The sequence below is a fragment of the Rhizobium sp. C1 genome (assembly GCF_021026335.1).
Lineage (GTDB): Bacteria > Pseudomonadota > Alphaproteobacteria > Rhizobiales > Rhizobiaceae > Ensifer_A.
Genome location: NZ_JAJNCY010000006.1, coordinates 224,047 through 248,898, shown reverse-complemented (window position 1 = coordinate 248,898; position 24,852 = coordinate 224,047). Strand labels below are relative to the sequence as shown.

20 protein-coding genes, 1 tRNA gene and 1 pseudogene are annotated in these 24,852 nt (G+C 61.1%); 15 read left to right on the top strand and 7 right to left on the bottom strand.

Translation table 11 applies throughout. From position 1 onward, the window contains the following. Positions 1–113 precede the first annotated feature (113 nt). A complete protein-coding gene (locus LQK83_RS14830) occupies positions 114–3,239 on the bottom strand; it encodes an ATP-binding protein (protein WP_230838159.1) in 3,126 nt (1,041 codons plus the stop codon). A gap of 240 nt (positions 3,240–3,479) precedes the next feature. Here LQK83_RS14830 and LQK83_RS14825 point away from each other — a divergent pair, with 240 nt between their 5' ends. Continuing rightward, entirely contained in the window at positions 3,480–3,929 is a 450-nt protein-coding gene (locus LQK83_RS14825; RefSeq protein ID WP_230838158.1) for a phasin, read from the top strand. A 234-nt stretch (positions 3,930–4,163) separates the two neighbouring features. Continuing rightward, positions 4,164–4,240, top strand: a tRNA-His gene (locus LQK83_RS14820). A gap of 27 nt (positions 4,241–4,267) precedes the next feature. Here LQK83_RS14820 and LQK83_RS14815 read toward each other — a convergent pair. After that, positions 4,268–5,149, bottom strand: coding sequence for a LysR family transcriptional regulator (locus tag LQK83_RS14815; protein WP_230838157.1), 882 nt, complete (start codon positions 5,147–5,149; stop codon positions 4,268–4,270). A 448-nt stretch (positions 5,150–5,597) separates the two neighbouring features. Between LQK83_RS14815 and LQK83_RS14810 the strand changes: the two genes are divergently transcribed. The 4 genes from LQK83_RS14810 (at position 5,598) to LQK83_RS14795 (ending at position 11,065) form a co-directional block, all read left to right on the top strand. Further along, positions 5,598–7,085, top strand: coding sequence for a hypothetical protein (locus LQK83_RS14810; protein ID WP_230838156.1), 1,488 nt, complete (start codon positions 5,598–5,600; stop codon positions 7,083–7,085). A 170-nt stretch (positions 7,086–7,255) separates the two neighbouring features. Continuing rightward, a complete protein-coding gene (locus LQK83_RS14805) occupies positions 7,256–8,752 on the top strand; it encodes a CoA-acylating methylmalonate-semialdehyde dehydrogenase (protein ID WP_230838155.1) in 1,497 nt (498 codons plus the stop codon). A gap of 158 nt (positions 8,753–8,910) precedes the next feature. Next, a complete protein-coding gene (locus LQK83_RS14800; RefSeq protein WP_230838154.1) occupies positions 8,911–9,978 on the top strand; it encodes a YjgN family protein in 1,068 nt (355 codons plus the stop codon). Beyond that, positions 9,968–11,065, top strand: coding sequence for a M48 family metallopeptidase (locus LQK83_RS14795; protein WP_230838153.1), 1,098 nt, complete (start codon positions 9,968–9,970; stop codon positions 11,063–11,065). The genes LQK83_RS14800 and LQK83_RS14795 overlap by 11 nt, the downstream gene beginning before the upstream one ends. 49 nt (positions 11,066–11,114) lie before the next feature. On the opposite strand, the gene LQK83_RS14790 is transcribed toward LQK83_RS14795, so the two are convergent. Next, the gene (locus LQK83_RS14790; protein WP_230838251.1) at positions 11,115–12,143 is read right to left on the bottom strand and encodes a Fe(3+) ABC transporter substrate-binding protein; all 1,029 of its coding nucleotides are present in this window, start codon (positions 12,141–12,143) and stop codon (positions 11,115–11,117) included. Positions 12,144–12,320: 177 nt separating this feature from the next. On the opposite strand from LQK83_RS14790, the gene rirA reads away from it, so the two are divergent. From rirA to LQK83_RS14775, 3 genes are all read left to right on the top strand, one after another. Further along, positions 12,321–12,785, top strand: a complete 465-nt coding sequence (rirA, locus tag LQK83_RS14785) for an iron-responsive transcriptional regulator RirA (protein ID WP_230838152.1) — start codon at positions 12,321–12,323, stop codon at positions 12,783–12,785. A 278-nt stretch (positions 12,786–13,063) separates the two neighbouring features. Further along, on the top strand, positions 13,064–13,753 hold the full coding sequence (locus tag LQK83_RS14780; RefSeq protein ID WP_230838151.1) for a LuxR C-terminal-related transcriptional regulator: 690 nt from the start codon (positions 13,064–13,066) through the stop codon (positions 13,751–13,753). A gap of 139 nt (positions 13,754–13,892) precedes the next feature. Further along, positions 13,893–14,279: a response regulator gene (locus LQK83_RS14775; protein WP_230838150.1), complete on the top strand. Its 387-nt coding sequence runs from the start codon at positions 13,893–13,895 to the stop codon at positions 14,277–14,279. On the opposite strand, the gene LQK83_RS14770 is transcribed toward LQK83_RS14775, so the two are convergent. Genes LQK83_RS14770 through LQK83_RS14760 form a run of 3 tightly spaced genes read right to left on the bottom strand, consistent with a single transcriptional unit; the run spans position 14,245 to position 17,920 of the window. Then, positions 14,245–15,450, bottom strand: coding sequence for an alanine racemase (locus LQK83_RS14770; RefSeq protein ID WP_230838149.1), 1,206 nt, complete (start codon positions 15,448–15,450; stop codon positions 14,245–14,247). The genes LQK83_RS14775 and LQK83_RS14770 overlap by 35 nt on opposite strands. After that, a complete protein-coding gene (locus LQK83_RS14765; RefSeq protein WP_230838148.1) occupies positions 15,447–16,739 on the bottom strand; it encodes a D-arabinono-1,4-lactone oxidase in 1,293 nt (430 codons plus the stop codon). The genes LQK83_RS14770 and LQK83_RS14765 overlap by 4 nt, the downstream gene beginning before the upstream one ends. A gap of 23 nt (positions 16,740–16,762) precedes the next feature. Next, a complete protein-coding gene (locus tag LQK83_RS14760; RefSeq protein ID WP_230838147.1) occupies positions 16,763–17,920 on the bottom strand; it encodes an MFS transporter in 1,158 nt (385 codons plus the stop codon). A gap of 102 nt (positions 17,921–18,022) precedes the next feature. On the opposite strand from LQK83_RS14760, the gene LQK83_RS14755 reads away from it, so the two are divergent. Beyond that, positions 18,023–18,667 carry a TetR/AcrR family transcriptional regulator gene (locus LQK83_RS14755; protein ID WP_230838146.1) on the top strand — a complete coding sequence of 215 codons (645 nt, stop codon included), beginning with the start codon at positions 18,023–18,025 and terminating at the stop codon, positions 18,665–18,667. A 22-nt stretch (positions 18,668–18,689) separates the two neighbouring features. On the opposite strand, the pseudogene LQK83_RS14750 reads toward LQK83_RS14755, so the two are convergent. Beyond that, a pseudogene (locus LQK83_RS14750) lies at positions 18,690–19,459 on the bottom strand (IS5 family transposase). Between the two features lie 220 nt (positions 19,460–19,679). Here LQK83_RS14750 and LQK83_RS14745 point away from each other — a divergent pair. The 5 genes from LQK83_RS14745 (at position 19,680) to LQK83_RS14725 (ending at position 24,774) form a co-directional block, all read left to right on the top strand. Further along, positions 19,680–20,825: an ABC transporter ATP-binding protein gene (locus LQK83_RS14745; RefSeq protein ID WP_230838145.1), complete on the top strand. Its 1,146-nt coding sequence runs from the start codon at positions 19,680–19,682 to the stop codon at positions 20,823–20,825. Then, positions 20,822–21,748 (top strand): carbohydrate ABC transporter permease, encoded by a 927-nt coding sequence (locus LQK83_RS14740; RefSeq protein ID WP_442966763.1) that lies wholly within the window; start codon positions 20,822–20,824, stop codon positions 21,746–21,748. Before LQK83_RS14745 ends, LQK83_RS14740 begins: the two co-directional genes overlap by 4 nt. Next, a complete protein-coding gene (locus LQK83_RS14735; protein WP_230838144.1) occupies positions 21,748–22,563 on the top strand; it encodes a carbohydrate ABC transporter permease in 816 nt (271 codons plus the stop codon). Before LQK83_RS14740 ends, LQK83_RS14735 begins: the two co-directional genes overlap by 1 nt. A 37-nt stretch (positions 22,564–22,600) precedes the next feature. Continuing rightward, entirely contained in the window at positions 22,601–23,902 is a 1,302-nt protein-coding gene (locus tag LQK83_RS14730) for an ABC transporter substrate-binding protein (protein WP_230838143.1), read from the top strand. 71 nt (positions 23,903–23,973) lie between these two features. After that, positions 23,974–24,774 (top strand): phosphodiesterase, encoded by an 801-nt coding sequence (locus LQK83_RS14725; protein WP_230838142.1) that lies wholly within the window; start codon positions 23,974–23,976, stop codon positions 24,772–24,774. The last annotated feature ends 78 nt before the right edge of the window (positions 24,775–24,852 follow it).

Genomic DNA, 24,852 nt, shown 5'->3' with positions numbered 1-24,852 from the left:
TTCGATACCGGTGGGTGGAGGCAGATGCAAGACTTGAGAGAAGCAGGCAGGTTTTGGCCCAGGCCTTTCGGCAGGCTCATCCGCAACCGGGCATCGGCCTTCTCCGGCTCTTCTCAGGTCGCCAGCACCCGCTGAGACGGGAAGGAGATCTCGACCAGGGTGCCCTCGTTGGGCGTTGAGCTAACCGAGAAGGTGGCGCGGTTGGCTTCCGTCATCGCCTTGGTGAGTGGCAGACCGAGACCTGTGCCCTCGCCGCGCTGGCGGGCTGCCCCCGAAGGCGCCTGCTTGAAGGGCTTCATTGCCTGTTCCAACTCTTCGCGCGTCATGCCGATGCCGGTGTCGCGAATGCGCAGCATCACGCAGCCATTCGGCTCGTAGGATGTCGAGACGACGATCTGGCCGCCGGCGGGCGTGAACTTGATGGCGTTGGCCAGGATGTTGATGAGGATCTGCTTCACCGAGCGAGTATCGGCGACGACATCCGGAACGCGCTCGGACAGCGCCGTGCGCACGATGACGCGCTGGCTGTTCGCCTGCGGCTGCAGGAGCGAGATCGCTTCCGCCACGGTCGCATTGAGGCGGACGGCGGTGAAGTCGAGATCCATCTCGCCCGCCTCGATCTTTGATATATCGAGCAGGTCGTTGACGATATCGAGCACATGCCGGCCGGAGCGGCTGATGTCGTTGGCATATTCGATGTAGCGCTGGTTGCCGATAGGGCCGAAGCGCTCGTTCGACATCATTTCGGAGAACCCGATAATGGCATTGAGCGGCGTGCGGATTTCGTGGCTCACCTTGGCGAGGAAATCGCTCTTGTGGGCGTTGGCCGTTTCGGCGGCGCGCTTGGCGTTCTTCAGCTCGTCCTCGGTGCGCTTCCATTGCGTAATGTCGCGGATGACGGCGCAATAGCTTGAGGACGATGACAGCCGACCGAGTGTCATGAAGAGTGGCAGGCGGCCACCCGAGGCCTCGCGGCCGATGACTTCCCGACCATCATTGAGAACGCTGGCGACGCCATGGCCGGCAAGACCGGCCAGATAGTCGGCAACGGCGCGCTGGCTTTCGTGTGCGAAGAGCATGGCAAAGGGTTTGCCGCGCACTTCCGCCTCATCATAGTTGAAGAGGGCCGAGGCCGAACGGTTCATCGATCGGATTTCGCCGTCGCCCGAGATCACCACGACGCCATCGGTCGCGGTTTCAAGGATGGAGCGCAGTTCGCCAACTTCGGCGCGCAGGCCGGCAAGCTCGGCCGATGCAACGGGGCTGAGTTCCGCAACCGGCTCCGCGACAGACGGCGCCGGCGCATCGGCTTTGACCGGAACCGGAACGGAGGGCATCGGGTTCAGCGCCAGAAGAAGGGCGGCGCGGCCTTCCCAGCGAACCGACTGCAGCTTGGCGGTGACGGCAACGCGCTCACCATCTGCCTGGACAAGAATCATGCCCGGCCCGTCCGGGTTCATGCTTTCATCGCGTTCCAGCAGCGCCTCAATGCCGCCGCGCGCTTCGAGATCTCGCAGCGTGCGGTCGCCGGTCAGGCGGAAGAATTCGGGGTTGGCGTAAATCAGCCGGTCGGCGACATGAACCAGCAACGCCATCGGCAGTTGCTGGGCGACCAGCGTCGTCAGCCCGTCTCCTTGCGAGCGGAAGGCCTTGATGGCCGCCAGATCGTCCTTGAGGTCTTCAGCGGCCTGCTCCTCGCTGGTCCGGACCAGACGCAGCAAAGGCGGCTTTTCGCTCGCCAACACGGAGCTGCGCGCCGGTGGCTTGGGCTGCTTCGACGATTGCGGCTTCTCCGGTCGGCTCTGGGTGACAGCCGGCTCACCGGCCTTTTCCTCCGAAGTCTCGTCGATGCGTCCGCCAAGCTTGCGGGCGATCTCTCGGAAGGCAGCCTGCTCGTCGGATGACAACGTTTCGGGAAGCGCGCTCGAGCGGCGCTCCTCGAAGCGGATCACCTTGTCAGAATAGCGACGCGTCGGTGTGTCTTCAAACTTCAGCGCCGGTGGTTCGTCGCGCGGCTCCTGCGGCAAAGGCTCCTCCGGCGCGCTCACAGCAGCACTGTCGATCGCTGCCGGCGCGGGCGCCAGAAGCTTGAGGCCCACGCCTGCCGGATCCTCGATGACGTCGCCCACACGGACGATGCCGAAGCCGCGAAAGCCCTCGAACTGATGGTCGCGCGAATAGGTCGGAAGGGCCGCCAGATCGACCGGCACCTTCAACGCCATGCCCTCGACCGGCCAGAAGACCGTGCGGCCGGACCAGGTGTTGCGTTTGGCAAGCAGAGCGGCAATGCGACCGTCGGGGTCAAGACCGAAGCGGGCGGCTACGTGGTCGAAGGTCTTGCCGTCGATGTCAGCCGCACGCGGACCGACAGCGGATGCGAGTTCCGGTGAAACATCGTGGAAGACACCGTCGGCGTCGATGCGCCAGATGAAACGCGCGGGACGGCTTTCCCGATCGAAGAAAAACTCGGCCGGCAATGGGTCGGCAACGGGCTCCGAATTTTCAGAGCCGGACGCTGCCGCGGCTTCGACCCGATGATCGGTCTCGACAGGCTCGGCGGCCGCCGGCGGGGCAGGCTCGCGGATTTCTTCGCCGATGACGAAAAGAAGGTTGAGGGCCGGCCTGTCCGACAATTGAGCGATAGCCGCCGGATAGACGGTGTCACCGATATGAACGGGGCGCTTCAGCACGTGACCGGGCTTGCCGCGAACACCCTCCTGCAACATGGACAGGACGTGTGCGGGTAGCGCCAGCGCGCCAAAGCCTTCCGTCGCCGACAGAACCTCGCCGCCCTCGCCCAGAACGGCCACATGCGTTTCCGGATCGTCAAAGCCCTCGATCAGGCGACGGGCGACATCGCGCACGGCATTGGAACGAACGCCGGTCGGCGCGGCAAACAGCACCGCCATTTCATGTCCGACGACGATCTTCTCAACGCTCGCCTGCACGGTAATGCGCTCGAAACCGGAGGAAACGCGCATGAGAAAGCTGCGCGGACCGAAAGGCGCGCCCAACTGACCCGCCGTCGTGGTCATCTGCCGCCAGGAGGGTTCGCGGATATCTGGGCCCTGATCAATGAAATCGTAGATCGAAGCATTCCCAAACATACGCGCGCCCGCGCCATTGGCCCAGAGCACACCCGACAGGTCTTCGCTGAACACAACAAGAGCCTCTCCGCGCGCAAAGCGTTCGCGAACCTTCTCGTGAACTGCGATGTCGATGAATGGATACTGGCTCATGGGTACTCACACTTACGAAACCCGGCGGACCCCCTCCGCAAAGTCTTAACAGATTATTAATAGCGCCGCAGCCGGGCAGGGTCCACAAAAACAGCCGAGCCCCCCAAAGCTATTACGCGGCAGGGTTAATTTGTGTGCGACGCACAATTATGTTGCAATGCACAATGAGCAATGCTATATGTATGCCATCAACAAAGCTGGCGCCTCAAAAGAGGGCCACCGACCCAAGGAGCGCATATCATGGCTACCCCGAAACTCGACGACGTTTTCTCGTTCTCGTCCTTCGACCCGTCCAAGTTTTCCGAGTCTTTCCGCGAGCTTGCTGAAAAGAGTGTTAACCAGTCCAAGGATGCTTTCGCCAAGGTGAAGGAAGCGTCCGAAGATGCGACGAAGACGATTGAAGCCACGCTCGAAAAGGCGCAGGCTGGCACCGTCGAACTCGGCCTCAAGGCCATCGACGCCGTTCGCGCCAATGCAGAAAGCACCTTCTCTCATATGGAAGCTCTTCTCGGCGTGAAGTCGGTTTCCGAGCTGATCGAACTCCAGACGGCCTTCGCCCGCAAGCAGGCTGAAGTCGCTGTCGAGCAGATAAAGTCCATGCAGGAAACCTCGCGCAAGGTTGCCGAAGATGTTTCCAAGCCGTCCAAGGACGCCGCCCAGAAGGTCGCTTCGATCTTCAAGGCTGCCTGATTGATCAGAGCGTCGTGCGTCCCTTTGGGGCGCACGACGACGCCCTGACAGACAGGATCCATGCATCGCTCCTTGCGAAAACCGGTTCGGATCGTCGCGCCGATGCCAGGAGCTTTCCGATCAAAAGGCCGGGTCTCCCCGGCCTTTTTTTTATGATTTTTATGCGGATTATGCTTGAAAAAAAATCCCGACGCCCGTATGTGAGCGTCACACGCCTTTCAAGACGTGCCTCATGCGGTTGTAGCTCAGTTGGTTAGAGCGCAGGATTGTGGCTCCTGAGGTCGGAGGTTCGAGACCCCCCAACCGTACCACTTCTTCCTTCTTATATGCATCATCTTCTACAGGAAGATCGCGCGATCCGTTTCGACGATTTCCTGCAGGAAGCTCACGACGGCCCGAACACGGGCGAGTTCCCGCGCGCTTTCGTGAATGATGGTCCAGTAGGTCCGGCGCAGCCCGATTTCGGGCAGGATCCGGACAAGGCTTTCGTCGTTGCGCGCAATATAATCATGCAGGATGCCAATGCCGGCGCCGGAGCGCACGGCCTCCGTCTGCCCGATGGCCGAGGAAATCTCGAAGGCCGTGTCGGCGCCCTTGAAGACTTCATGGGCGAAGTTCAGCGAGGGGGTGAAAAGCAGGTCTTCCACATATCCAATGAGACGATGCGACTTCAGCGCCTCGATATCCGCAGGTGCGCCGTTGGCCGCGAGATAGGCGCGGGAGGCATAAATACCGAGCGTATAATCGGTCAGCTTTCCGGAAATCAGCCGACCTTCCGCCGGGCGCTCGATGGTGATGGCGATATCGGCCTCCCGCTGCGACAGCGAGAAGGCGCGCGGAACCGGCACGAGCTGCACCTTCAGCGCCGGATGGCGGGCAATCAGCGCGCCAAGGCGCGGCGCCAGGAAAGAAACGCCGAACCCGTCGGGCGCGCCAATGCGCACGGTTCCGGCCAGCGCGGCGTCGACACGACCGATATGGGCCTGGGCGGCCAGCATCTCGGTTTCCATCCGCTCGGCGGCGTTCAGGAACACCTCGCCCTCCGGCGTCAATTCGCAGCCATTGGTGCGGCGGACCACGAGCCGTGTCTGCAGAGCCTCCTCGAGCGCGCTGATGCGGCGGCCGACTGTGGCATGATTGACCCCGAGCGTACGGGCGGCGGCCAAGATCTGCCCTGCCCGCGCCACGGCAAGAAATATGCGAACATCATCCCAGTTCATGAAAAGGCTTATCCCAACGCCGAATCCGGCTTCTTCTCATCAGCTTAGCGTGGCGACGGCCGGCATTTAAGTCAAAAGACAGCTATTGCACCCGGGCCACAACGCTTTAGTTATCCCGCTTGCCCCCGCTTTGCACAGCCGGGCCGATTGCAATAGGCTGGGTCAACTGATAGGTTTGGTTAATTACATAGGTGCGCGTAGATGTATGCGGCATGTGGGCAGGCTTGCGGCCCTCATTTCGCACACGGGGAGTTTTACGCGTCATGCTTTGGCGGAACCGTTGGCCTGATCGGCCGGCGAACGAGGACAAGGCGACCTTGCAGGCGGGGCGCGCAGCAGACCAGGAACCGCGACGGTTGGTCCGTCGGGATTTGGGGCATTCATGATTTCCAATTTTTCACTGCTCAGAAAGCGAAAAGGCAGCAGCGGCGGCGAGGGAGATGGTGACATGCCGGAACCAATGCAGAGCGACTTGCCCATGATCCGCGAAAAGACCGAGAAACCCGAAGCTTCCGAGCCGGTGGACACCGTCGAGGCCGTGCGTGCGCTCGGCACCTATCACGAGGGCTTGCGCAATCGCAGTGAAACGGCGCTCAACTCGCTGAAATCGCTGCGCAGCGCGGCTGAAGAGATGGAAGGGCTGTTCACGGAGTTTGGCGAGATTGCCCGCCAACTCCATCTGAACAAGCGCGAACTTTCCGAAATCAAGACGGCCTACGGCTCGTCGCGCAAGCTGAACGAGGAGCTGCGCGCAAAGCTTTCCTCGTCCCAGGCTGCCCTTCTGCGCCTGCAGAGCCAGCTGGACGAAATTTCCTCGGAGCGCGATCTGCTGCTGCGCATGCGCAACGAGTTGTCAGACGCGCACAAGTCCGACCAGATTGCCCTTCGCGAGGCGGATGCCCGCGCCAAGGTTCTCGAAAACGAAATGAGCGCGATGCGCACAACGATCGAGAATCTGACGGAAAAGGCCGATCACCTCTCGGTCATCGTCGGCGAGAACGAAAAGCAGCTGCATGAACTGCGCGAAGAGCGCAAGCTGTTGCAGTCGAGCGTCGACTTCGAAGTGGCCGAACGCATCCGCTTCTCCAAGCTGCATGACGAAGTCGTGACCAGCATGCAGTCGCAGCGCCGGGCGCTGGCTTCGGCCACGGACGAGCTCGACAAGGCGCGCGACCGCGTGATGAAGCTGGAAGCCCGCCAGTCGGAGCTTCTGGGTGAACGCGAAGAGCTGCAGGCGAGCCTGCAGACGGCGGAAACCCTGCGCGAGACCGATGCCAAGAACTACGAAATCCGCCTGGAGGCCCTGACCTCGCGCGCACGGCTTGCCGAGCATCTGCTCGAGAAGGCCCGCGACGAACAGCGTTCGAACTTCCGCGACCAGACGGCGCAGGCCGAAACGCAGCGCCACATGCGGCGCCTCGAGTCCGAGGTTGAAGGTCTGAAACAGGAGCTGCAGGACACAGCGCGCCGCAACAAGGAACTCGAAAAGTCCGAAACGCAGCTGCAGGCCCGCGTCGAAGAACTCAGCATCCAGCTTCGTGGCCATGTCCGCTCCTCCGAGCAGTCGGCCGAGAAGATCCGCATGCAGCAGGAAGTCATCGAGGCGCTGCACAAGCGTCACGCCGAATATCTGCAGCAGGTCGAGGATCAGAGCCGCAAGCTCAACGAGCAGCTGGAAAACGAACGCGCCGACCGCACCTATCTCGAAGGCGCGCTCAATTCGGCCCGCCGCGAACGCAACTTCCTGCAGAGCCAGCTCATCAAGATCAAGGGCAAGCCGGAAGAACAGGTTACCGGCATCACGCTCGACTTCGAGCCGGATGCGCAGGAAAGCGAGTTCAACGAAGACGGCTCGCCGCGCAGCAGCGCCACCGTCGAGGAACTGCGCCCGCGCAACCGCCCGCGTCCGGTCGACCCGCAGCGTGACGGCGAATAAGCCGCTCAGCGTTACAAGCACCGTTAGAAATCATGCCCCGAGAGCGATCTTGGGGCATTTTCATTTGCAGAAGCCGTTGTGCATAATTGCACATCGGATGCGGAAACAGTGCCGTTGCTCTCGACAAAATCCAGTGTCACTATGCGCCCAAATTTCTCAAGGAGGATCCCATGAAGGAAATCGGTCATTACATCGACGGCAAGCACGTCGCGGGAAAAAGCGGTCGCTTTGCAGACGTCTTCAATCCGGCCACCGGCGAAGTGCAGGCTCGTGTCGCACTTGCGACCGAAAGCGAGCTTGCAGCCGCCGTTGCCAGCGCCAAGGCCGCCCAGCCGGGCTGGGCTGCGACCAACCCGCAGCGCCGCGCCCGCGTCTTCATGAAGTTCGTCGACCTCCTCAACCAGAACATGGACGAGATCGCCGAAATGCTGTCGCGCGAGCATGGAAAGACGATCGAGGACGCCAAGGGCGACGTGATCCGCGGCCTCGAAGTCTGCGAATTCGTCATCGGCATTCCGCACCTGCAGAAGGGTGAGTTCACGGAAGGCGCAGGTCCGGGCATCGACATGTACTCCATGCGCCAGCCAGTCGGCATCGGCGCCGGCATCACGCCGTTCAACTTCCCGGCCATGATCCCGATGTGGATGTTTGCGCCGGCGATTGCCACCGGTAACGCCTTCATCCTGAAACCGTCCGAGCGCGACCCGTCCGTGCCACTGCGTCTCGCCGAACTGATGATCGAAGCGGGTCTTCCGGCAGGTATTCTCAACGTCGTCAACGGCGACAAGGCTGCCGTCGATGCGATCCTGACGAACCCGGACATCAGCGCCGTCTCCTTCGTCGGCTCGACGCCGATCGCCCGCTATGTCTATGGCACCGCGGCGACGAACGGCAAGCGCGCCCAGTGCTTCGGCGGCGCCAAGAACCACATGATCATCATGCCGGACGCCGATCTCGATCAGGCCGTCAACGCGCTAATGGGCGCTGGCTACGGTTCGGCCGGCGAGCGCTGCATGGCGGTTTCAGTTGCCGTCCCGGTTGGCGAGGAAACGGCAAACCGTCTCATCGAAAAGCTGATCCCGAAGGTCGAGTCGCTGCGCATCGGTCCCTATACCGATGACAAGGCCGACATGGGCCCGGTCGTCACCAAGGAAGCCCAGGCCAAGATCAAGGGCCTGATCTCGCGCGGTGTCGAGGAAGGCGCCAAGCTCGTGGTCGATGGTCGCGATTTCAAGCTGCAGGGCTATGAAAACGGCTTCTTCGTCGGCGGTACGCTGTTCGACAATGTCACACCGGAAATGGACATCTACAAGACGGAAATCTTCGGGCCGGTTCTGTCGGTTGTCCGCGCCAAGAACTACGAAGACGCGCTCGCCCTGCCGATGAAGCATGAATATGGCAACGGCACCGCCATCTTCACCCGCGACGGTGACGCCGCCCGCGACTTCGCTTCGCGCATCAATATCGGCATGGTCGGCATCAACGTGCCGGTTCCGGTTCCGCTCGCCTACCACTCCTTCGGCGGCTGGAAGGCCTCGTCCTTCGGCGACCTCAACCAGCACGGCCCGGACTCGATCAAGTTCTGGACCCGCACCAAGACGATCACGTCGCGCTGGCCGTCGGGCATCAAGGACGGCGCGGAATTCTCCATGCCGACGATGAAGTAAGCATTGCTGCTGCAATCTCCGATTTGCAGTGCATGCGTTTTCTGTATAGTGGGCGGGCCCTCATGGGGCCCGCCTTTTTTGCGTCTTTACAAGATGTTGAAGGCTGCGCGCGAGCGATCGGAGAGGCAGGCCACGCTGGGGAGCGGACATTGGCGGATATGAGTGCACAGGGCGCGGGCGGGCTGGTTCGCACCGAGTTTCGCGGGACGGCGAGCGAATATTTCGGCATCTGGATGGTCAACATTCTGCTGACCATCGTGACGCTGGGCATCTATTCCGCATGGGCCAAGGTGCGGCGCAACCGCTATTTTTACGGCAACACGTTTGTGGCCGGGCAATCCTTCGACTATCACGCCAAGGGCAAGCAGATATTCATCGGCCGCCTCATCGTGTTCGCTGGCCTGATCGCGATCAACATCGTGACCGCCGTCGTGCCGCTTCTCGCATTCCTGACCCCAATCGTGTTCCTGATTGTATTGCCCTGGCTGATGGCGCGGGGCTTGCGCTTCTCGGCGCGGGTAACGAGCTATCGCAATGTGCGCTTCAACTTCACGGGAACCGCCTGGGGCGCCTTCACGGCCGTCATACTCGGTGGTGCAGTCGCGGTCCTTTCTCTCGGCATTCTCGCCCCGCTCGCCAGCCGCTGGTTCTATCGCTACCTGTTCAACAATCTCCGCTATGGCGACCGCAGCTTCTCGACCGATCCGCGCGTGGGCAAGATTTATGGCGCGGCACTTCCCGCCATCATCCTCTTCGTCGTGGGCATCGTCATTTCCATCGCAATCGCCTTCTTGGTCTTCATGGCATCCAATCAGCTCCCGGCGGATGGCTCTGTGGATGAGGCCTTGGAGAACGCGTTCGCAGCCGGCCTTTTCGGCATGATCGTACCGCTCATGATCATCTATTTTCTGTGCGCGATCCTGTATCGGGCAGGTGTGCGGAATGTGGTCATGAATGCCTCGCTGCTCGATGAACGGCACCGTCTGTTCAGCGACCTGCCGCGCTTCGGCTATCTTTTCGTCGTCGTCAGCAACCTCTTCCTCGTCTTTCTGACGATGGGCCTGATGCGGCCCTGGACGGCCATTCGGGAGCAACGTTATGTGATTGATCACAGCGGCATCACCTTCGATGGCGACCTCGGGACCGTGCTGGATTCCATGGAGGCAGCCGGTGTGGCCGCCACGGCGGAATATCTCGATCTAGAGGGCTTCGATTTTGGCTTCTGACGCACGCGCAACGTCCCTCGAGCGCATCGCCGAGGGCGTATGGCATCCGCCGCGATCCAGCGAGGCGATCACGGCCGAAATCTGGGTTCAAGGCGATTCAGTCATCGTGCGTCGCGCAGGCGCCTCAGCGGGCGAGCCCGCTCTTGCGCTCGGCTTTCTCTCGACAATTGAAGTATCATCCCGCGTCGGTAACGTGCCGCGCCGCATCGCCTTCAGCAACGGCTCCCTCTTCGAAACGCCGGATAACGCCGGCATTGACCAGTTGCTGACGAAGCACGGTTCCAACAGGGCCGGTGCATTCGTTCACGGGCTGGAACGCTTCCACCCGCGGCTGATCGTTTTCGTGGCCGCAGTCTTCCTTCTAGCCGCCGCGATCTATCGTTTCGCCCTCCCCGCGCTGGTCGAAGTGGCAGTCCTGGTGACGCCCGATGTGGTGCCGCAGACAATGTCGGCCGGCACACTGAAGTCACTGGACGCAACTCTTTTGAAGCCGAGCCAATTGCCGGAGGTCAAACGACGCAGCATCGAGGAGGGTTTTGCCGATCTGGCCAAGAGGGCTGACCGGGGAACGGGTGGATACTCGCTCAACTTCCGCGAGGGCGGCGCGATCGGGCCGAATGCCTTCGCGCTGCCATCAGGCACGATCATCCTGACCGACGAACTGGTCGATATCGCGGGTGACGATACCGACATGGTCCTCGCCGTGCTCGCCCACGAAATCGGCCATGTCGACAGGAAGCATTCGCTGCGCCAGATCTATCGCGCTGCGGGTACCGCGGGCCTGATCATGCTGATTGCCGGCGACGTCGGCAGCGCCATGCAGGACGTGCTGACCAATGGAGCGGCCCTTCTCTCCCTCTCCTATTCACGCGAAGCCGAGAGCGAGGCGGACCACTATTCGGTCATCCTCATGACGAAGGCGGGAAGAGACCCGCTGGCGCTGGCCCGCTTCTTTACCGCGCTTCAGGAGAAGTTGAATGTGGGGGCAGATGAAACCAGCATGTTCGACACGCATCCCGGCATGCCGGATCGCCAGAAGATGATCGAGCAATGGGCGCGCGAGGCCAGAGAGGCGAAGATAAAATAGGGCCGAGCGCTGACGCCCGGCCCTGTTCAACTCAAGCCCTGCGGTCAGCTTATTTCGCAGGACCGTCGTTGAGGCCGACCTTGTCGACCAGTTCAGAGGCCTGCTTGCGATACTTGGCCACATCGGTCAGCGGCAGCTTGTCCGGGTGGATTTCGCCGAAGGACTTGACGATGGCAGAGGGTTCGGCGCCCGGGAGCACCGGATATTCGAAGACCTGCTCCGCATAGATCTGCTGGGCTTCCTTCGAGGACAGGAATTCCATCAGCTTGATGGCGTTTTCCTTGTCGGGCGCGTATTTGGCGAGCGCCATGCCGGACACGTTCACATGCGTGCCGCGATCCTTGGCATTGGGGAAGAGCACCTTGATCGCGCCGGCCCATTCCTTCTGTTCCGGCTCCTTGGTGTCGGTCAGCATCAGGCCGACATAATAGGTGTTGCCGAGCGCCAGATCGCATTCGCCGGCCCAGATGGCCTTGGCCTGACTGCGGTCGTTGCCGTCGGGCTTGCGGACGAGGTTGTTCTTCAGGCCCGTCAGCCACTTCTCGGTCGCTTCGGCACCGTCATGGGCGATCATCGAGGCGATAAGGCCGATATTGTAGGAATGCTGGCCGTCGCGCATGCAGATCTTGCCCTTCCACTTCGGGTCGGCAAGCTCTTCATAGGTGATGTCGTTCTGGGCGACGCGCTCCTTGGAGGCATAGACCACGCGGCCGCGGGTCGTCAGGCCGAACCAGTCGCCATCCGGATCGCGGAAATTCGCAGGAATGTTGGCGTCGATCTTCGCATCCTTCAACGGCTGCACGACGCCGCCGTCCTTGGCTTCAGTGAGACGGGAGATGTCGATCGTGAGAATCACGTCTGCCGGAGAATTCTCGCCCTCAGCCTTGATCCGCTCCACAAGCCCCTTATCTAGGAACAGAACATTGGTCTTGATGCCCGTTTCCTTGGTGAAGGCGTCCAGCACCGGCTTGATCAAGTCGGGCTGACGATAGGAATAGATGTTCACCTCGCCATCGGCGGCAAATGCGGGCAAAGCTGTTCCGGCAACAAGCACTGCGGCGAAAGCGGACTTCTTCAAGACGTTCGACAAATGATACCTCCAGTATCTTTCTTGACAGTTTCACTCATCTTTTAAGGTGACCCACTTGCATCGTCAATATGAATTGCGAAATATGAGTGAGGCGTTCATCTTTTGGAATTGTTCCAAACTGCGAACGGGTCTATAAAGGCCCCATCGAACGATAGAGGTTTTCGGATGCGGCTGACCAAGCAGACCAATTATGCGGTGCGAATGCTGATGTATTGCGCGGCCAATGCCGACAATCTGAGCCGTATCCCGGAAATCGCCAAGGCATATGGCGTGTCGGAGCTTTTCCTGTTCAAGATTCTGCAGCCGCTGCACAAGGCCGGGATCGTCGATACGGTGCGCGGACGCAATGGCGGAATCAGGCTTGGCCGCCCTGCGGACAAGATCAGCCTCTTCGACGTGGTGAAGGTGACCGAGGATAATTTCTCGATGGCGGAATGTTTCGATTCCGACGTCACAGAATGCCCGCTGGTCGACAGCTGTGGCCTGAACTCCGCGCTGCGCAAGGCGCTGAACGCGTTTTTCGAGGTTCTCGCGCAATATTCGATCCACGATCTCGTGGTCGCCAGACCGCAAATCAACTTCCTTCTCGGCCTTGAAGATGCGCCGAACAAGGTCAGCGCCTCCGCCTGACGCAGGGTTGTTTCAGCAGATCTTGAATCACCTGCAGGGCGTTTTGGCCTTTCAGAAAAATCAATAGTTGAAATCGGCGATTGCGCTTCGCGGGTTTTCCGGTTCAGTGCCGTTCCGGGGCGGAGAACCGCTTGTCGAAGCGAACTATTTGATGGGTTGGCGAGACAAGGGTGGGGAACCGGATTTTTTCGGGCCTGTACCGGCGACGGCCGGGTTCTTTTGTCCTATTGTGCGTGCATGCAATCACATGGTTCAAGGACGGGCTTTTGACGTTGCAATTGAAAAACCAATGCCCTGGCAGCTATCAGACCGAACTTGCCAAAGCCGTCAACCGTGTCGACTTTTTCCGTATTTTTCATTCGATGGCCTTGCGTGCGGGATTTGAACATTTCTGCCTGTTGCGGCTTTTTGCCGATATCCCGTCTCCAACGCTTTCCACCCAGCTTGAGTTGCACGACCTGCCCGCGGGGCTGGCCGAGGCCTATGATGAGCGCTTCGTCTTCTCGCAATCCGGGCTTTTCAAGATGCTGCAGGAAACAACCCTGCCGACATACTGGATCGACGCCGACGGAACGCAGGATGAACTGATGCGCCAGCTCGGTTTCGAGCTGGCACTGTGCATTCCCCTTCAGGGCCTCAACGGCAGCCGTCATGCCATCATCTTCATGGGCGACCGCGACGTGCCGAACATGGAACTGCTGCACGCCGTCTACTACGATGCGGCTTACGCGTTCGACTTCTATTTCCGGGAGATTCTGGCGAACAAGAAGGGTATGGGTCTAACCCCGCGCGAACTCGAAATTCTCAAGTGGATTTCGCACGGCAAGACGGCAGGCGAGATCGCCCTTATCGTCTCCGTGTCCGAGCATACGGTGAATTCCCATACCGCGACGATCCTCAAGAAGCTCGACGTGGTCAATCGGACTCAGATGGTGGCGAAGGCGATCCGGGAGCAAATCATCCCCTGATCCCCAGATTGCTGTGGCGAATTTCAGACTTTGGCAATTTCTGTAGTCTTTGTATTTTGCATGGCGGTTCTGTTGACATTTGCAGCAGCAGCGCCAAACAGATAATTGCCTGGACAGGCGAAACGGAGTTGCAAGGTTAATGGCGACTGTCGTCAACATAATGCTGATCGATGACGACCCGGCGGAAGAACTGATCTTCCGGGCGCAGATGAAGAAAGTCGTAAATTACGACATCAACATGCTCTATGCGCCCAGCCTGGACGATGCCGTCGCCATGTTCGGCAAGGGCGCGACCGTCGACATCGTGCTTCTCGACAACCGTCTGGGACCGGGAGAAGACTTCCGCGAAAGCGCCCCTCGGCTGCGCCAGAGCGGTTATATCGGCCCCATCGGCGTGATCTCCTCGTCGTTGACCGACCCTTATTTCCAGTCTTTCGCGGAATATGGCGCAGATTTCCGCATCGACAAGGCTGAATTCGACCCCACGGCCATCAGCTTCCTGATCCAGGAATATGCGCCGCGCTGAGGCTTCCCGGTATGATCGGCGGCCAATTACCGACGATCCTGCCCTGCGAAAAGAGCGCGATGTCACCGAACTGCCAGAGCACGGCCTCACTCTGCGTGGGCCGGAAAAAGACCGAATCATCGTTTTTCAAATCGCAGCCGGCTGGCAGGGCCATGAATTGCTGGTTGGACGACTGTCCCCAGAAACTGCTTCCGCGCATGCCTTCCGGATAGACCGGCCTGGCGAGCCAATGACCGCCGTAGAGAAAACACCCCTTCTTCGCGAACAGTCCCAGCGCCTGAAAGACCTTCGTCATCCAGACAGGCCCGGGCAACATGGCCGACACGACCTTCAGCGCCGGCGTCGCGATGAACACGGCCGGCTGCAGGGCGGCAAGCGAGGGCGTATCGAAATCGGTGGGCTTCACGAAGGCCGAACCCACGGATAGCTCCGTCGCCACACCCGGATCGGCATAGGTGAGAACCGTCTTGCTGCCGCCGCTGTTGACGATCATGCGGCATGCGGGAGGCAAGGCCTCCACAAAGGCAGCAAGCCTTGCCTTGACGGCCTTCGCTTCGCCGGCCGCCCCGCCGGCGAAACCGGGAATGGCGGGAATATGCGCTTCATAACCCATGAGGCCTTCCAGCGTCAGAACGCCGGATTTCAAGGCCGCTTGCGCGGCCTCGGCCACTGCCGCCGGGCTCTGCAGTCCGCCGCGATGCATGCCGACATCGACCTCGAAAGCGACGCGCAGTGAAACCCGATGCGCCTGGGCGAGCATCGCCAGCTGCTCGATCCGCGGCAATCCATCCGCCAGAAGCACGGAGCGAGCCGCGAAGTCGCAGACTGCATCTCTCTCCATGCCGGAGAGGAAGACGGCCAGCGCGGCGCTCGGCATTGGCTTGCCGAAGAGGATATCGGCATCCGGAAAGGCCCGCAGCACGGCGCGCGTCACGGACAGATCGAAGCTCATGATGCGCCGGGTTCCCAGCCTTTCCATCACATGCGCCAGCAGCGGGATCGAGGGAAGCGACTTGTCCACCACGCGCAGCGTCACCCCGGGGCGGACCCCCTGGCGGACGATCTCGAGATTCCGGTTCAGCCGGTCAAGGTCGATCACCAGCGTGGGACCATAGCGTCCGGCATCCTGCAGGGCTGTCGTCAGAGACCCAAAATAGGCGCCGTCGCTCATGCCCCGACGCCCAGGATTTTCGCGAGATAAGGGGAGATGAAACGGTTTTCCGGATCGATGTCGCGGCGCACCTCCATTGCCTCCGTGAAGCGCGGATAGAGGGCGGCGAAGTCGCGGGCGGTCAGGCTGTGCATCTTGCCCCAATGGGGCCGGCCCTCATATTTGCGGAAGATCGGCTCCACCGCGCGGAAAAAGGCGGTGGAATCTTCCGCCGCGTCATGATGGACGGCGATCGAGCATGTCTCCCGGCGATAGAAGGGGCTGAGCCAGGTTTCATCGGCCGCCACCGAGCGGATCTCCAGCGGGAAATAGACCTCGGGAAACTGCTTTTCCATCAGCGTGAGAATTTCGCGGAGCGCCCGCGCGCCAGCCTCGAAAGGCAGATGGTATTCCATTTCATTGAAGCGCGTCCGCCTTTCGCTGACATAGGCGCCGAACCAGATGTCGACGAAATCCTCCGGCGCGAGCCTGGCAATGGCGGATCCGATCAGCTTGCGCCGGAGCCACGGCAGGAATTTCAACGCGTTGCGCAGCATCTTGAGGGTCTTCAGACCATCTTCGTCCTGTTCGGGCGGATGGGTACTGACGGGATCGTCGACGATGTCATAGCTCAGGTGAAGCGCATGACCCGAAAAAGGGATTACGAAGAACTCTGCCGAGCGATGCCCCTTCAGCAGGCTGTCGAAATTGGTCAGCGCATCTCCAACCGGCAGCGCCCTGCGGCGGCGGCGCAGCCGATAGGACGGCATATTCTGGAATGTGACCTCGGTCATCGCGCCAAAGGCTCCGAGATTGACGCCGATGGCGCGGATCATTTCCGGCTCCGTCTCTGCGCTGATCGTCCGGATTTGACCGCGCCCATCGGCAAGGCGCACATTCAGGAGCTGCGTGTGATAGGCCCCGAGGCCTATGCCGGAGCCGTGCGTGGCCGTGCCCAGGGCTCCGCCGATCGTCTGGCGGTCAATATCGCCCATGTTGGGCAAGCCCTGTCCCGCCGCATGCAGCAATTGGGTCAGCGTGCCGAGCGCCGTGCCCGCGCCGATCGTCGCGGTCATGCGCGTGGCATCATGCGCCTTGAGACCGGAAAAGGCTGCCAGATCCAGGATCGTTCCCTCACTTGCCACGAGCGGCGTGAAGGAATGGCCGGAACCAATGATCCGCACCGGTCCCGGAGCCATGCGAATGACGTCGCCCAATTCTGCCTCATCGGCCGGGCGCGCGATCTGGCGGGGCATGGCGCGGACATTGCCAGCCCAGTTGGACCATGTGGAGGGTGCAATCTGCGTCATGCGTGGCGGCTCCCTTTCTTCTCTCAGCGCGGCCGCCGGCGAACAAGCGCGTTGAAAATGACGAAAACGACGGAAGCGGCGGCGCTGGCTGCCGCATAATAGGCGACGCCGGCGGCGGAACCCGTTTCGACAAAGGCTGAAGCCCCTGCCGGCCCAAGCGCTGCGCCGAAAAGCTGAGCGGCGGGCACCAGAAGGGCCGCCCCGCGCGAGGCGTCCGCATCCACAGCCAAGCGGATCTGGAACGGGACGACGAAGAGCCAGATGAAACCGATCGTCATGGCAAGCCCCCAGAAAACGAGGGCCGGCGGATGCAGCGGGATGATCAGGGCTATGCCGATGGCCAGCAGACCGGCGATCAGGACAACAGGGCGAAACGGCAACCTCGCCTCGATGACCGTCGACAGCGTTGCGCCCAGGATCTGGGCTGCCAGACTGAACGACACCATCAATCCGACGATATCGGCGGAAATGCCGGCGTCACCGCCCAGAGGCTCCAGAAAAGCCCAGAGCGCCCCGAGAAACTGGTAGAAGCAAAAGATCGCCAGAAGCGCGGTAACGGGCGCCAGACGCAAAAGGCCCGATGCAGTTTCATCGGCAGGTTTCGGAAGCACGCCATAGGCGCGGGGCAGGAAAAAGACGACGACAAGGCTCGCCAGAGCAACGACAGCCATCGTCTCGAACCCGCCGGCAGCCCCCCAGCGCCCCACGGTCCAGAGTGCCATCATGGCTGCCATCAGCGCCTGCCCCAGCGTCTGAAACGATACGAAATAACCGCCGATCCGTCCAGGATGGCGAGACCGCGCAATCAACTCGACGGCAAAGGCGACCAGCGCGCCCTCGGCAAGGCCGGCCAGGCCGCGGGTCACGATGACGGAGGTTGGGCCGGTGGTTGCCGCCGTGGCGTGGTCGCAGACAGCCGCGAGAACGAGAAAAACCAGAGCCTTTGTGCGAATTGCGCCGCTCCCGAGAGCGAAGGCCGACAGAACCGATCCGATCCCGATCGCCAGAATCTCGACCGTCGCGGCCAAAGCAAGCTGGTCGAAATTGACCCGCCCTTCATTCAGCAGCGCGCCGAGCAGAATGGGCTGCAGTCCCAGAACCAGAAGCCCTACCGAGCCCACCCACAGCGCCGCCCATACATTGGCGCGGGTCGGATTGCCGACCAGCCATTGTGCATCCATTCCCGTTCCCCGCTTCTATTTCTTGAAGCTTTTCAAAAACTGATAGACTATCAGCTTTTGAAACATGCTAGGATTGCCGGATGTTGTCAATCGGGGGCGCGGATGAAAGACGTGACGAAAACGCTGCGGCGTCAGCCGCGCCAGGATCGCAGCCGCGAGCGCGTGGATCATATCCTTGCGACTACGCAGGTGTTGATCGGGGAAAAGGGGCTGGCGGGGCTGGCGATGTCGGATATCGCCTCTGCCAGCAAGATGCCGCTGCCGACGGTCTACCACTACTTCCCCAACCGGACGGCCGTGATGGCGGAGCTCTACCGCCGTTTCTCGAACGGGTTTCTCACCCAGCTCACCGGGCTCCTTCAATCGGTTACGGCGGCGAAAGACATTTTCCCCGCAACGGACGCCATCATCGACAGCTACTTTGATCTGCTGAAGGATAAACCCGCCATCCAGGATCTCCTGCATGCCGTGCAGGCAGACAAGGAATTGCTGAACCTGGATATCGCGCAGACGCGCGCGCAGGCGGCGGCCGTCTCCTCAAGACTCCAGCATTTCATCGCCGAGCATCATCGCGAGAACTTCACCCGCTCCGTCTATCTCCTCTTCCAGTTGGCCGGCGGGGCAGTGCGACTTGCACTCTTTCAGGGCGGCGAAGAGGGCGAACGGATCGTGGCCGACTACAAACGGCTGATCCGCGGCCAGCTGGCGGAATTTGATCTGAAACAGACAAGCGGAGAGGGTTCGTAACGCCTAAGCGGCGGACGGCGGTCTAGGCCACGTTCTCATAAGAACGGAGCCAAATCCGAATTGAAGCAAGCTGGACGGATGCGAGGACATTGTCGCCGCGTTTGTCATAACGAGTTGCGATGGCTCGGAAGTGTTTGAGTTTGTTGAAGAACCTCTCTACCGCATTGCGCTGTTTGTAAATCCACGGGCTGAAGACGGGAATATTGACCCGGTTGGGCATGGGGCGAATGCATCCCCATGCTCCACGGGATTTGAGGGTGTCACGCAGAGCGTCGCTGTCATAGGCGCGATCAGCAAGAAGAATGTTGCCGGATTTGACGGTGTCGAACATATTCGCCGCCGAGCGTCCATCATGCGCTTGGCCTGCTGTCAGCTTCAACATGATTGGACGCCCTTCGGCATCGACAAGGGCATGGATTTTGGTTGTCAGCCCGCCACGCGAACGACCCATGCAACCGGATCGTTCCTCTTTTTTTGACCGTTGGCGGCGTGTTGATGCACGCGGATCGATGAGCTGTCGATCATTTGAATGTCGCCGTCGTAAGCTTCTGAAATTGCCTTGAGAATGCGAGCCCAGTGACCGGCGTGACGCCACCGGTTGAAGCGATTGACGCAGGTCGTATAGGGACCATATCGAGCTGGAATATCGGCCCAGGGCGCACCGGTCCGCAACCGCCAGAATATGCCATTCAATACCCGCCGGTCATCAACCCGTGCCTTACCACGAACCTTCGTGGGAAGAAGCGGCTCAATCACCGACCATTCGAAATCCGTCAAATCAAAGCGCGCCATCTCTGCCTCCAAATCAACAGAGGCAGTGAAACACAATCCATTCAAATCAAAAATTAGTTTATGGGTATATGACCTAGCCATTATGCATCTCTGTGGGAGATCCTGATCTTTGAAAGTTTAGCATCGATGCGGAAACAGTGCAGGTCATGAAACTTTCTCACAATTGTCGCCTGTCTGTCATGGCGAGGTTCCATTAGCCGCCTGAAAAAGGACGGTTAAAATGACACCTCGCGCAGTTGAGCTTCACGGAATCGGCAAGGGCTTTGGAGCGGACGATGTTCTGAAGAACATTGATCTTACGATCCGTCCGGGCGAATTTCTGTCTCTGGTCGGCATGTCCGGCTGCGGCAAGTCCACGCTGCTTCGCATCATCGCGGGGCTGGAACAGCCGGATCGCGGCACGGTGCTGATCGGTGGCGAAGATGTCACGAAACGCGACCCGAGCGACCGGAACCTCGCCATGGTGTTCCAGTCCTATGCGCTTTATCCGCATATGACGGTGAGGCAGAACATCGCCACGCCCCTGCGCATGCGCCGCCTTTCGCTCGCCGCGCGTCTGCCGCTCGTCGGGGGGATGGCGGCTTCCAGTCACACCTTGGGCGAGATCGACCAAGCCGTCGCTGCGGCGGCGGCCCTGCTGCAGATCGACCATCTGCTAGACCGCAAGCCGGCCCAGCTGTCGGGCGGCCAGCGGCAGCGCGTGGCGCTGGCGCGCGCGCTCGTGCGCGAACCGGCGGCCTTCCTGATGGACGAGCCGCTGTCCAATCTCGACGCCAAGCTGCGCGCCCACATGCGCGACGAGCTCGCCGGCCTGCATCGCCGCCTCGGCGCTACCTTCATCTATGTCACCCACGACCAGGTCGAAGCCATGACCATGTCGGACCGCATCGCTCTGATGACGGAAGGCCGCATCGAGCAACTGGGCACGCCGGACGAACTCTACCGGCAGCCTGCCACGCTGACGGTCGCCCGCTTCATCGGAACGCCTTCGATCAACCTCCTGCCAGTCGAGATTTCCGCCGAGGGCCGGGTCCATGCGCAGGGACAGGATCTCGGTCTGGCTGTTGCCGATCGCAAGGGTGATGCCGCAACCCTCGGCCTTCGCCCGGAGGACCTCCACCCCGTCGTCGATGGACTGGCCGTGCGGATCGCGCGCAGCGAAATGCATGGCGCTGATCGCTTCGTTCACTGCCACCTGCTGAAGGACGAGGCTGTCAGACTGACAGTCCGCATCCATGCCGGCGCAGCGCTCGAGGCTGATGCCGACGGCGTCCTGCATCTCGGCTTCCGGCGGGAAAATGCCCATCTCTTCGGCGACGACGGCCTGCGCTGCGCCCTGGCCGACCGGCGCGAGGTGGCGGCATGACCGCGATCGAAGCCGGCGAGATCCCTTCCGCAATGTCCACGGCCAAGCGAAGAAGCGCCGGAAGCCGCATGGCCTGGCGGGGGCTCGCCTTCGCTGCGCCCGCCGTGCTGCTGCTGTTCGCCACCTACATCATCCCAATCGTGGTGCTGACCGGCTTTTCGGTGACGGATTACAAGCTGGGCGCCCTCGCCTTCCACTTCGTGGGCATCGGCAATTTCGTGAAGGCGTTTCACGATGCTGTCTTCCTGCGCGCGCTGACCAACACGGCGCTCTATGTAGCGATCGTCATTCCCTTCGGCGTGTTTCTGGCGCTCGGCGTGGCCATGCTGGTGCATGCCCGCAAGCGCAGCCGCGCCTTCTGGGAGGCCGCCTATTTTTTGCCGGTCACCGCAACGCTCGTGGCCATGGCAACCGTTTGGCAGTTCCTGCTTCACCCCTCGATCGGGCCCGTGAATGCGGCGATCAAATGGTTCGGCTTCGAGCCGGTCTCCTTCCTGTCCAATCCGACATTGCTCATCCCCTCCATGGCCGCCATCGGCGTCTGGCAGGTTCTGGGATTCAACATGGTGCTGTTTCTCGCGGGCCTGACGGCGATCCCGAAGGATCTCTATGAGGCGGCACAGCTCGACGGCGCGAAGAACCCGATCGACCGGTTTCTCACCGTCACCTGGCCGATGCTCGGACCGACCACGCTCTTCGTGGCGGTGACCACCTCGATTTCCGCCTTCAAGGTCTTCGAGACGGTCGCGGTTCTGACCAAGGGGCGGGCGGGTTCCGAAGTCCTGCTCTTCGAACTCTATCTCGAGGGCTTCGAATATTCCAACACCGGCTATGCGGCGGCGCTGACGCTGATCTTTCTCGCCATCATCCTCGTCCTGTCGATCGGCCAGACCTTCTATCTGGATCGCAAGGTGCACTACTGATGCTGCGCAAATACAGTCCACATCTGGTTCTTGCAGCGGGCGCATCCATCATGCTCCTGCCCTTCTATTGGATGTTCCTCACCTCGATCCGCTCGCCGGCGGAGATCTTCGACGTCTCGCTCTGGCCGATCCCCAAGGACTTCAGCGGTGCGGCCAATTACGGCGCAGCGCTTGCGCAGGCCCCGATGGCGCGCTTCATGCTGAATGGCGTGATCGTCTGCGGCGGCATTCTGATCGTGCAGATCCTGACCGCTGTGCCTGCTGCCTATGCGCTCGCCAAGATCAAGTTTCCGGGCCGGAAGCTGCTGATGGGTCTCGTCATCGCCGCCCTTTGCGTGCCGATCCAGGCGCTGGCGCTGCCGCTCTTCGTCGGGCTGGCCAAAGCGCAACTGCTCAACACCTATTTTGCCATGATGGCCCCCTTCTTCCTCTCGGTCTTCGCGATCTTCCTCTTCCATCAATCCTTCCGCAGCTACCCGGACGAGATCATCGAGGCGGCGCGGATGGACGGGTTCTCGGAAATGGAAATCTGCTGGGGCCTGGTGCTGCGCGGGTCGCTGCCGTCGCTGGCCGCCTTTTCGGTCTTCTCGCTGGTGGCCCACTGGAACGATCTCTACTGGCCCATGATCGTCATCTCGCAGCCCGAACTCGCGCCGCCGCCGCTCGGCATGCTGTTCTTCGCCGATATCGAATCCGGCGCCAATTACGGGGCACTGATGGCGGGCGCCACGCTGATCACGCTTCCCATGCTCGTCTGTTTCCTTCTGGCACGTCGCCACTTCATCGCCGGCATCACCATGACCGGTGTCAAATAACCCTCTCCTCCTCCCAACCCAACGTCTGGAGATCGTCATGAAAATCAATCGACGCCTCATGCTCGGCAGCCTTGCCGGGCTCGCCGCCGCAACGCTTGGCGGGCTTTCGGCACCGGTCCACGCCGCCGACCAGATCACGCTCAACGTGCTCTACAACCTGCCGGGCTTCACGAAATTCCATCAGCCGCTCGCCGATGAATTCATGAAGAACAATCCCGACATCAAGATCAACTTTCTGGCGCCCGCCGCCAGCTACAACGATGGCCAGCAGCAGGTCCTGCGCGCCGCCGTTACCGGCAATCTCCCGGATGTCTATTTCTCCGGCTACAACATGACGGCCGAACTGGTGCACACGCTGCTGCCGCGCCATCAGATCACCGATCTGAGTCCGTTCATTGCAGCTGAAGGCGGCCAGGCCTTTCTCGACAAGAACTTTTCGCCCAAGATGGCGGCTCTCGGTCAGGTCGACGGCAAGCAGTTCGGCCTGCCGGTCAACGCCTCCTCGCCGATCATGTATATCAATGCCGATCTGGTGAAGAAGGCTGGCGGCGACCCGGACCACATGCCCACGACCTTCCCGGAACTGATTGCACTGGCCAAGAAGATCCATGCGCTCGACCCGAAGATAGCCGGCATGGGCTACGACATCAACGGCTGGCCGGATGACTGGCTCTGGCAGTCGCTCGTCTTCGAACAGGGCGGCAAGCTGGTTGATGAGGCCAGCAAGAAGGTGGCCTTCGACAACGAGATCGGCCTGAATGCGCTGAAGATGGCGCGCCAGTTCGTCACAGAAGGTGGCCAGAACCTGCTCGATTGGGACCAGTCCCGCCAGCAGTTCGGCGCCGGCCTCACCGGCTTCATCTTCTCGACACCGGCCCATGTCCAGACGATCGAAGCGCTGGTCGGCAACCGCTTCCCGCTGAAGACAGCCACATTCCCGCTGGACAACAAGGAAAAGGGCGGTGTGCCGACAGGCGGCAACTCCGCCGTGATCCTGACCCAGGACAAGGCCAAGCAGGATGCCGCCTGGAAATATCTGAAGTGGATCACCGGCCCTGAAGCTCAGAACACGATCGTCCGCATCACCGGCTACCTGCCGACCAACAAGCTGGCAACCGGCCCCGACTATCTGGCGCCCTATTATGCCGAACATCCGAATGTGAAGACGGCTTCCCTGCAGGCTGACCGCTCGCTTCCCTGGGCCGGCTATCCGGGCGGCGACTCGGTTCGCATCTGGCGCACCCAGCGCGACATTATCGGTTCGGTCATGCGCGGCGACGTCACGCCGGAAGCGGGCCTGAAGCAGATGGTCGAGCAGACCAACGCACTGATGCAGTAAGCAACATCACCGGAATGCGGCTGCTGAAGGCACCCCTTCGGCAGCCGTTTTTATTGGAAAGACACCCGCGCATGAAAATCATCCAGATCACCGACACCCACCTCGTTCCGTCCGGCGTTTCTGTCAATGGCGTGAATCCGGAGCGGCAGCTGCGCGCAGCCATTTCCGATATCCTGGCCAGGCATGCGGATGCCGACCTTCTGGTGATCACGGGTGACCTTTGCAACGATGGCGAGCCGGCGGCCTATGCGCTACTGAAGGACATTCTTGCGCCCGTTCCCTGCGAAGTGCGGCTACTGCTCGGTAATCACGATGCACGCCCGCAATTCATAGAGGCCTTTCCCGACCATCCGCGCGACGCCAACGGTTTCATCCAGTCGTTCATCGACACGCCGCATGGGCGTCTGATCTTCCTCGACAGTCACGAGAAGGGGGTGATTGGCGGCATGTTCGGCGACGATCGCATGGTTTTCGTTGACGAGGCGCTTTCCGGCGCTGACGAGACCCCTCCCACGATCTTCATCCATCACCCGCCGATGGGCTGCGGCATCGCGCATTTCGACCGGATCGGAATGCATGATGACGGCCGCCTTATGAAGAGACTCGCCGCCCATGCGCCAGGCCTACGCCACATCGCTTTCGGCCATATCCATGTGCCGATGACCGGCATGAGCAGCGAAGGCATTCCCTACAGCTCCGGCCAAGCCTGCGCGCATCGCTTCGTAACGGACCTTGATGCGCCCGATCCGCACTGGACGGGCGGCAACCCTTGCTACCGTATCATGATCCTGGACGATCATGGCTTCCGAGCCTATGAGGCCGAGGCAGGCCAGACGGCGACCGGACAGGCCCCGATCTGCGTAGGTCCTTGAGGTTCCTGCCAAGGGTCGGAAGAACGGCTGTTCGCGGGCTGTCCACGCGAGATACTCACCCAAAGCCCCACATGGCAT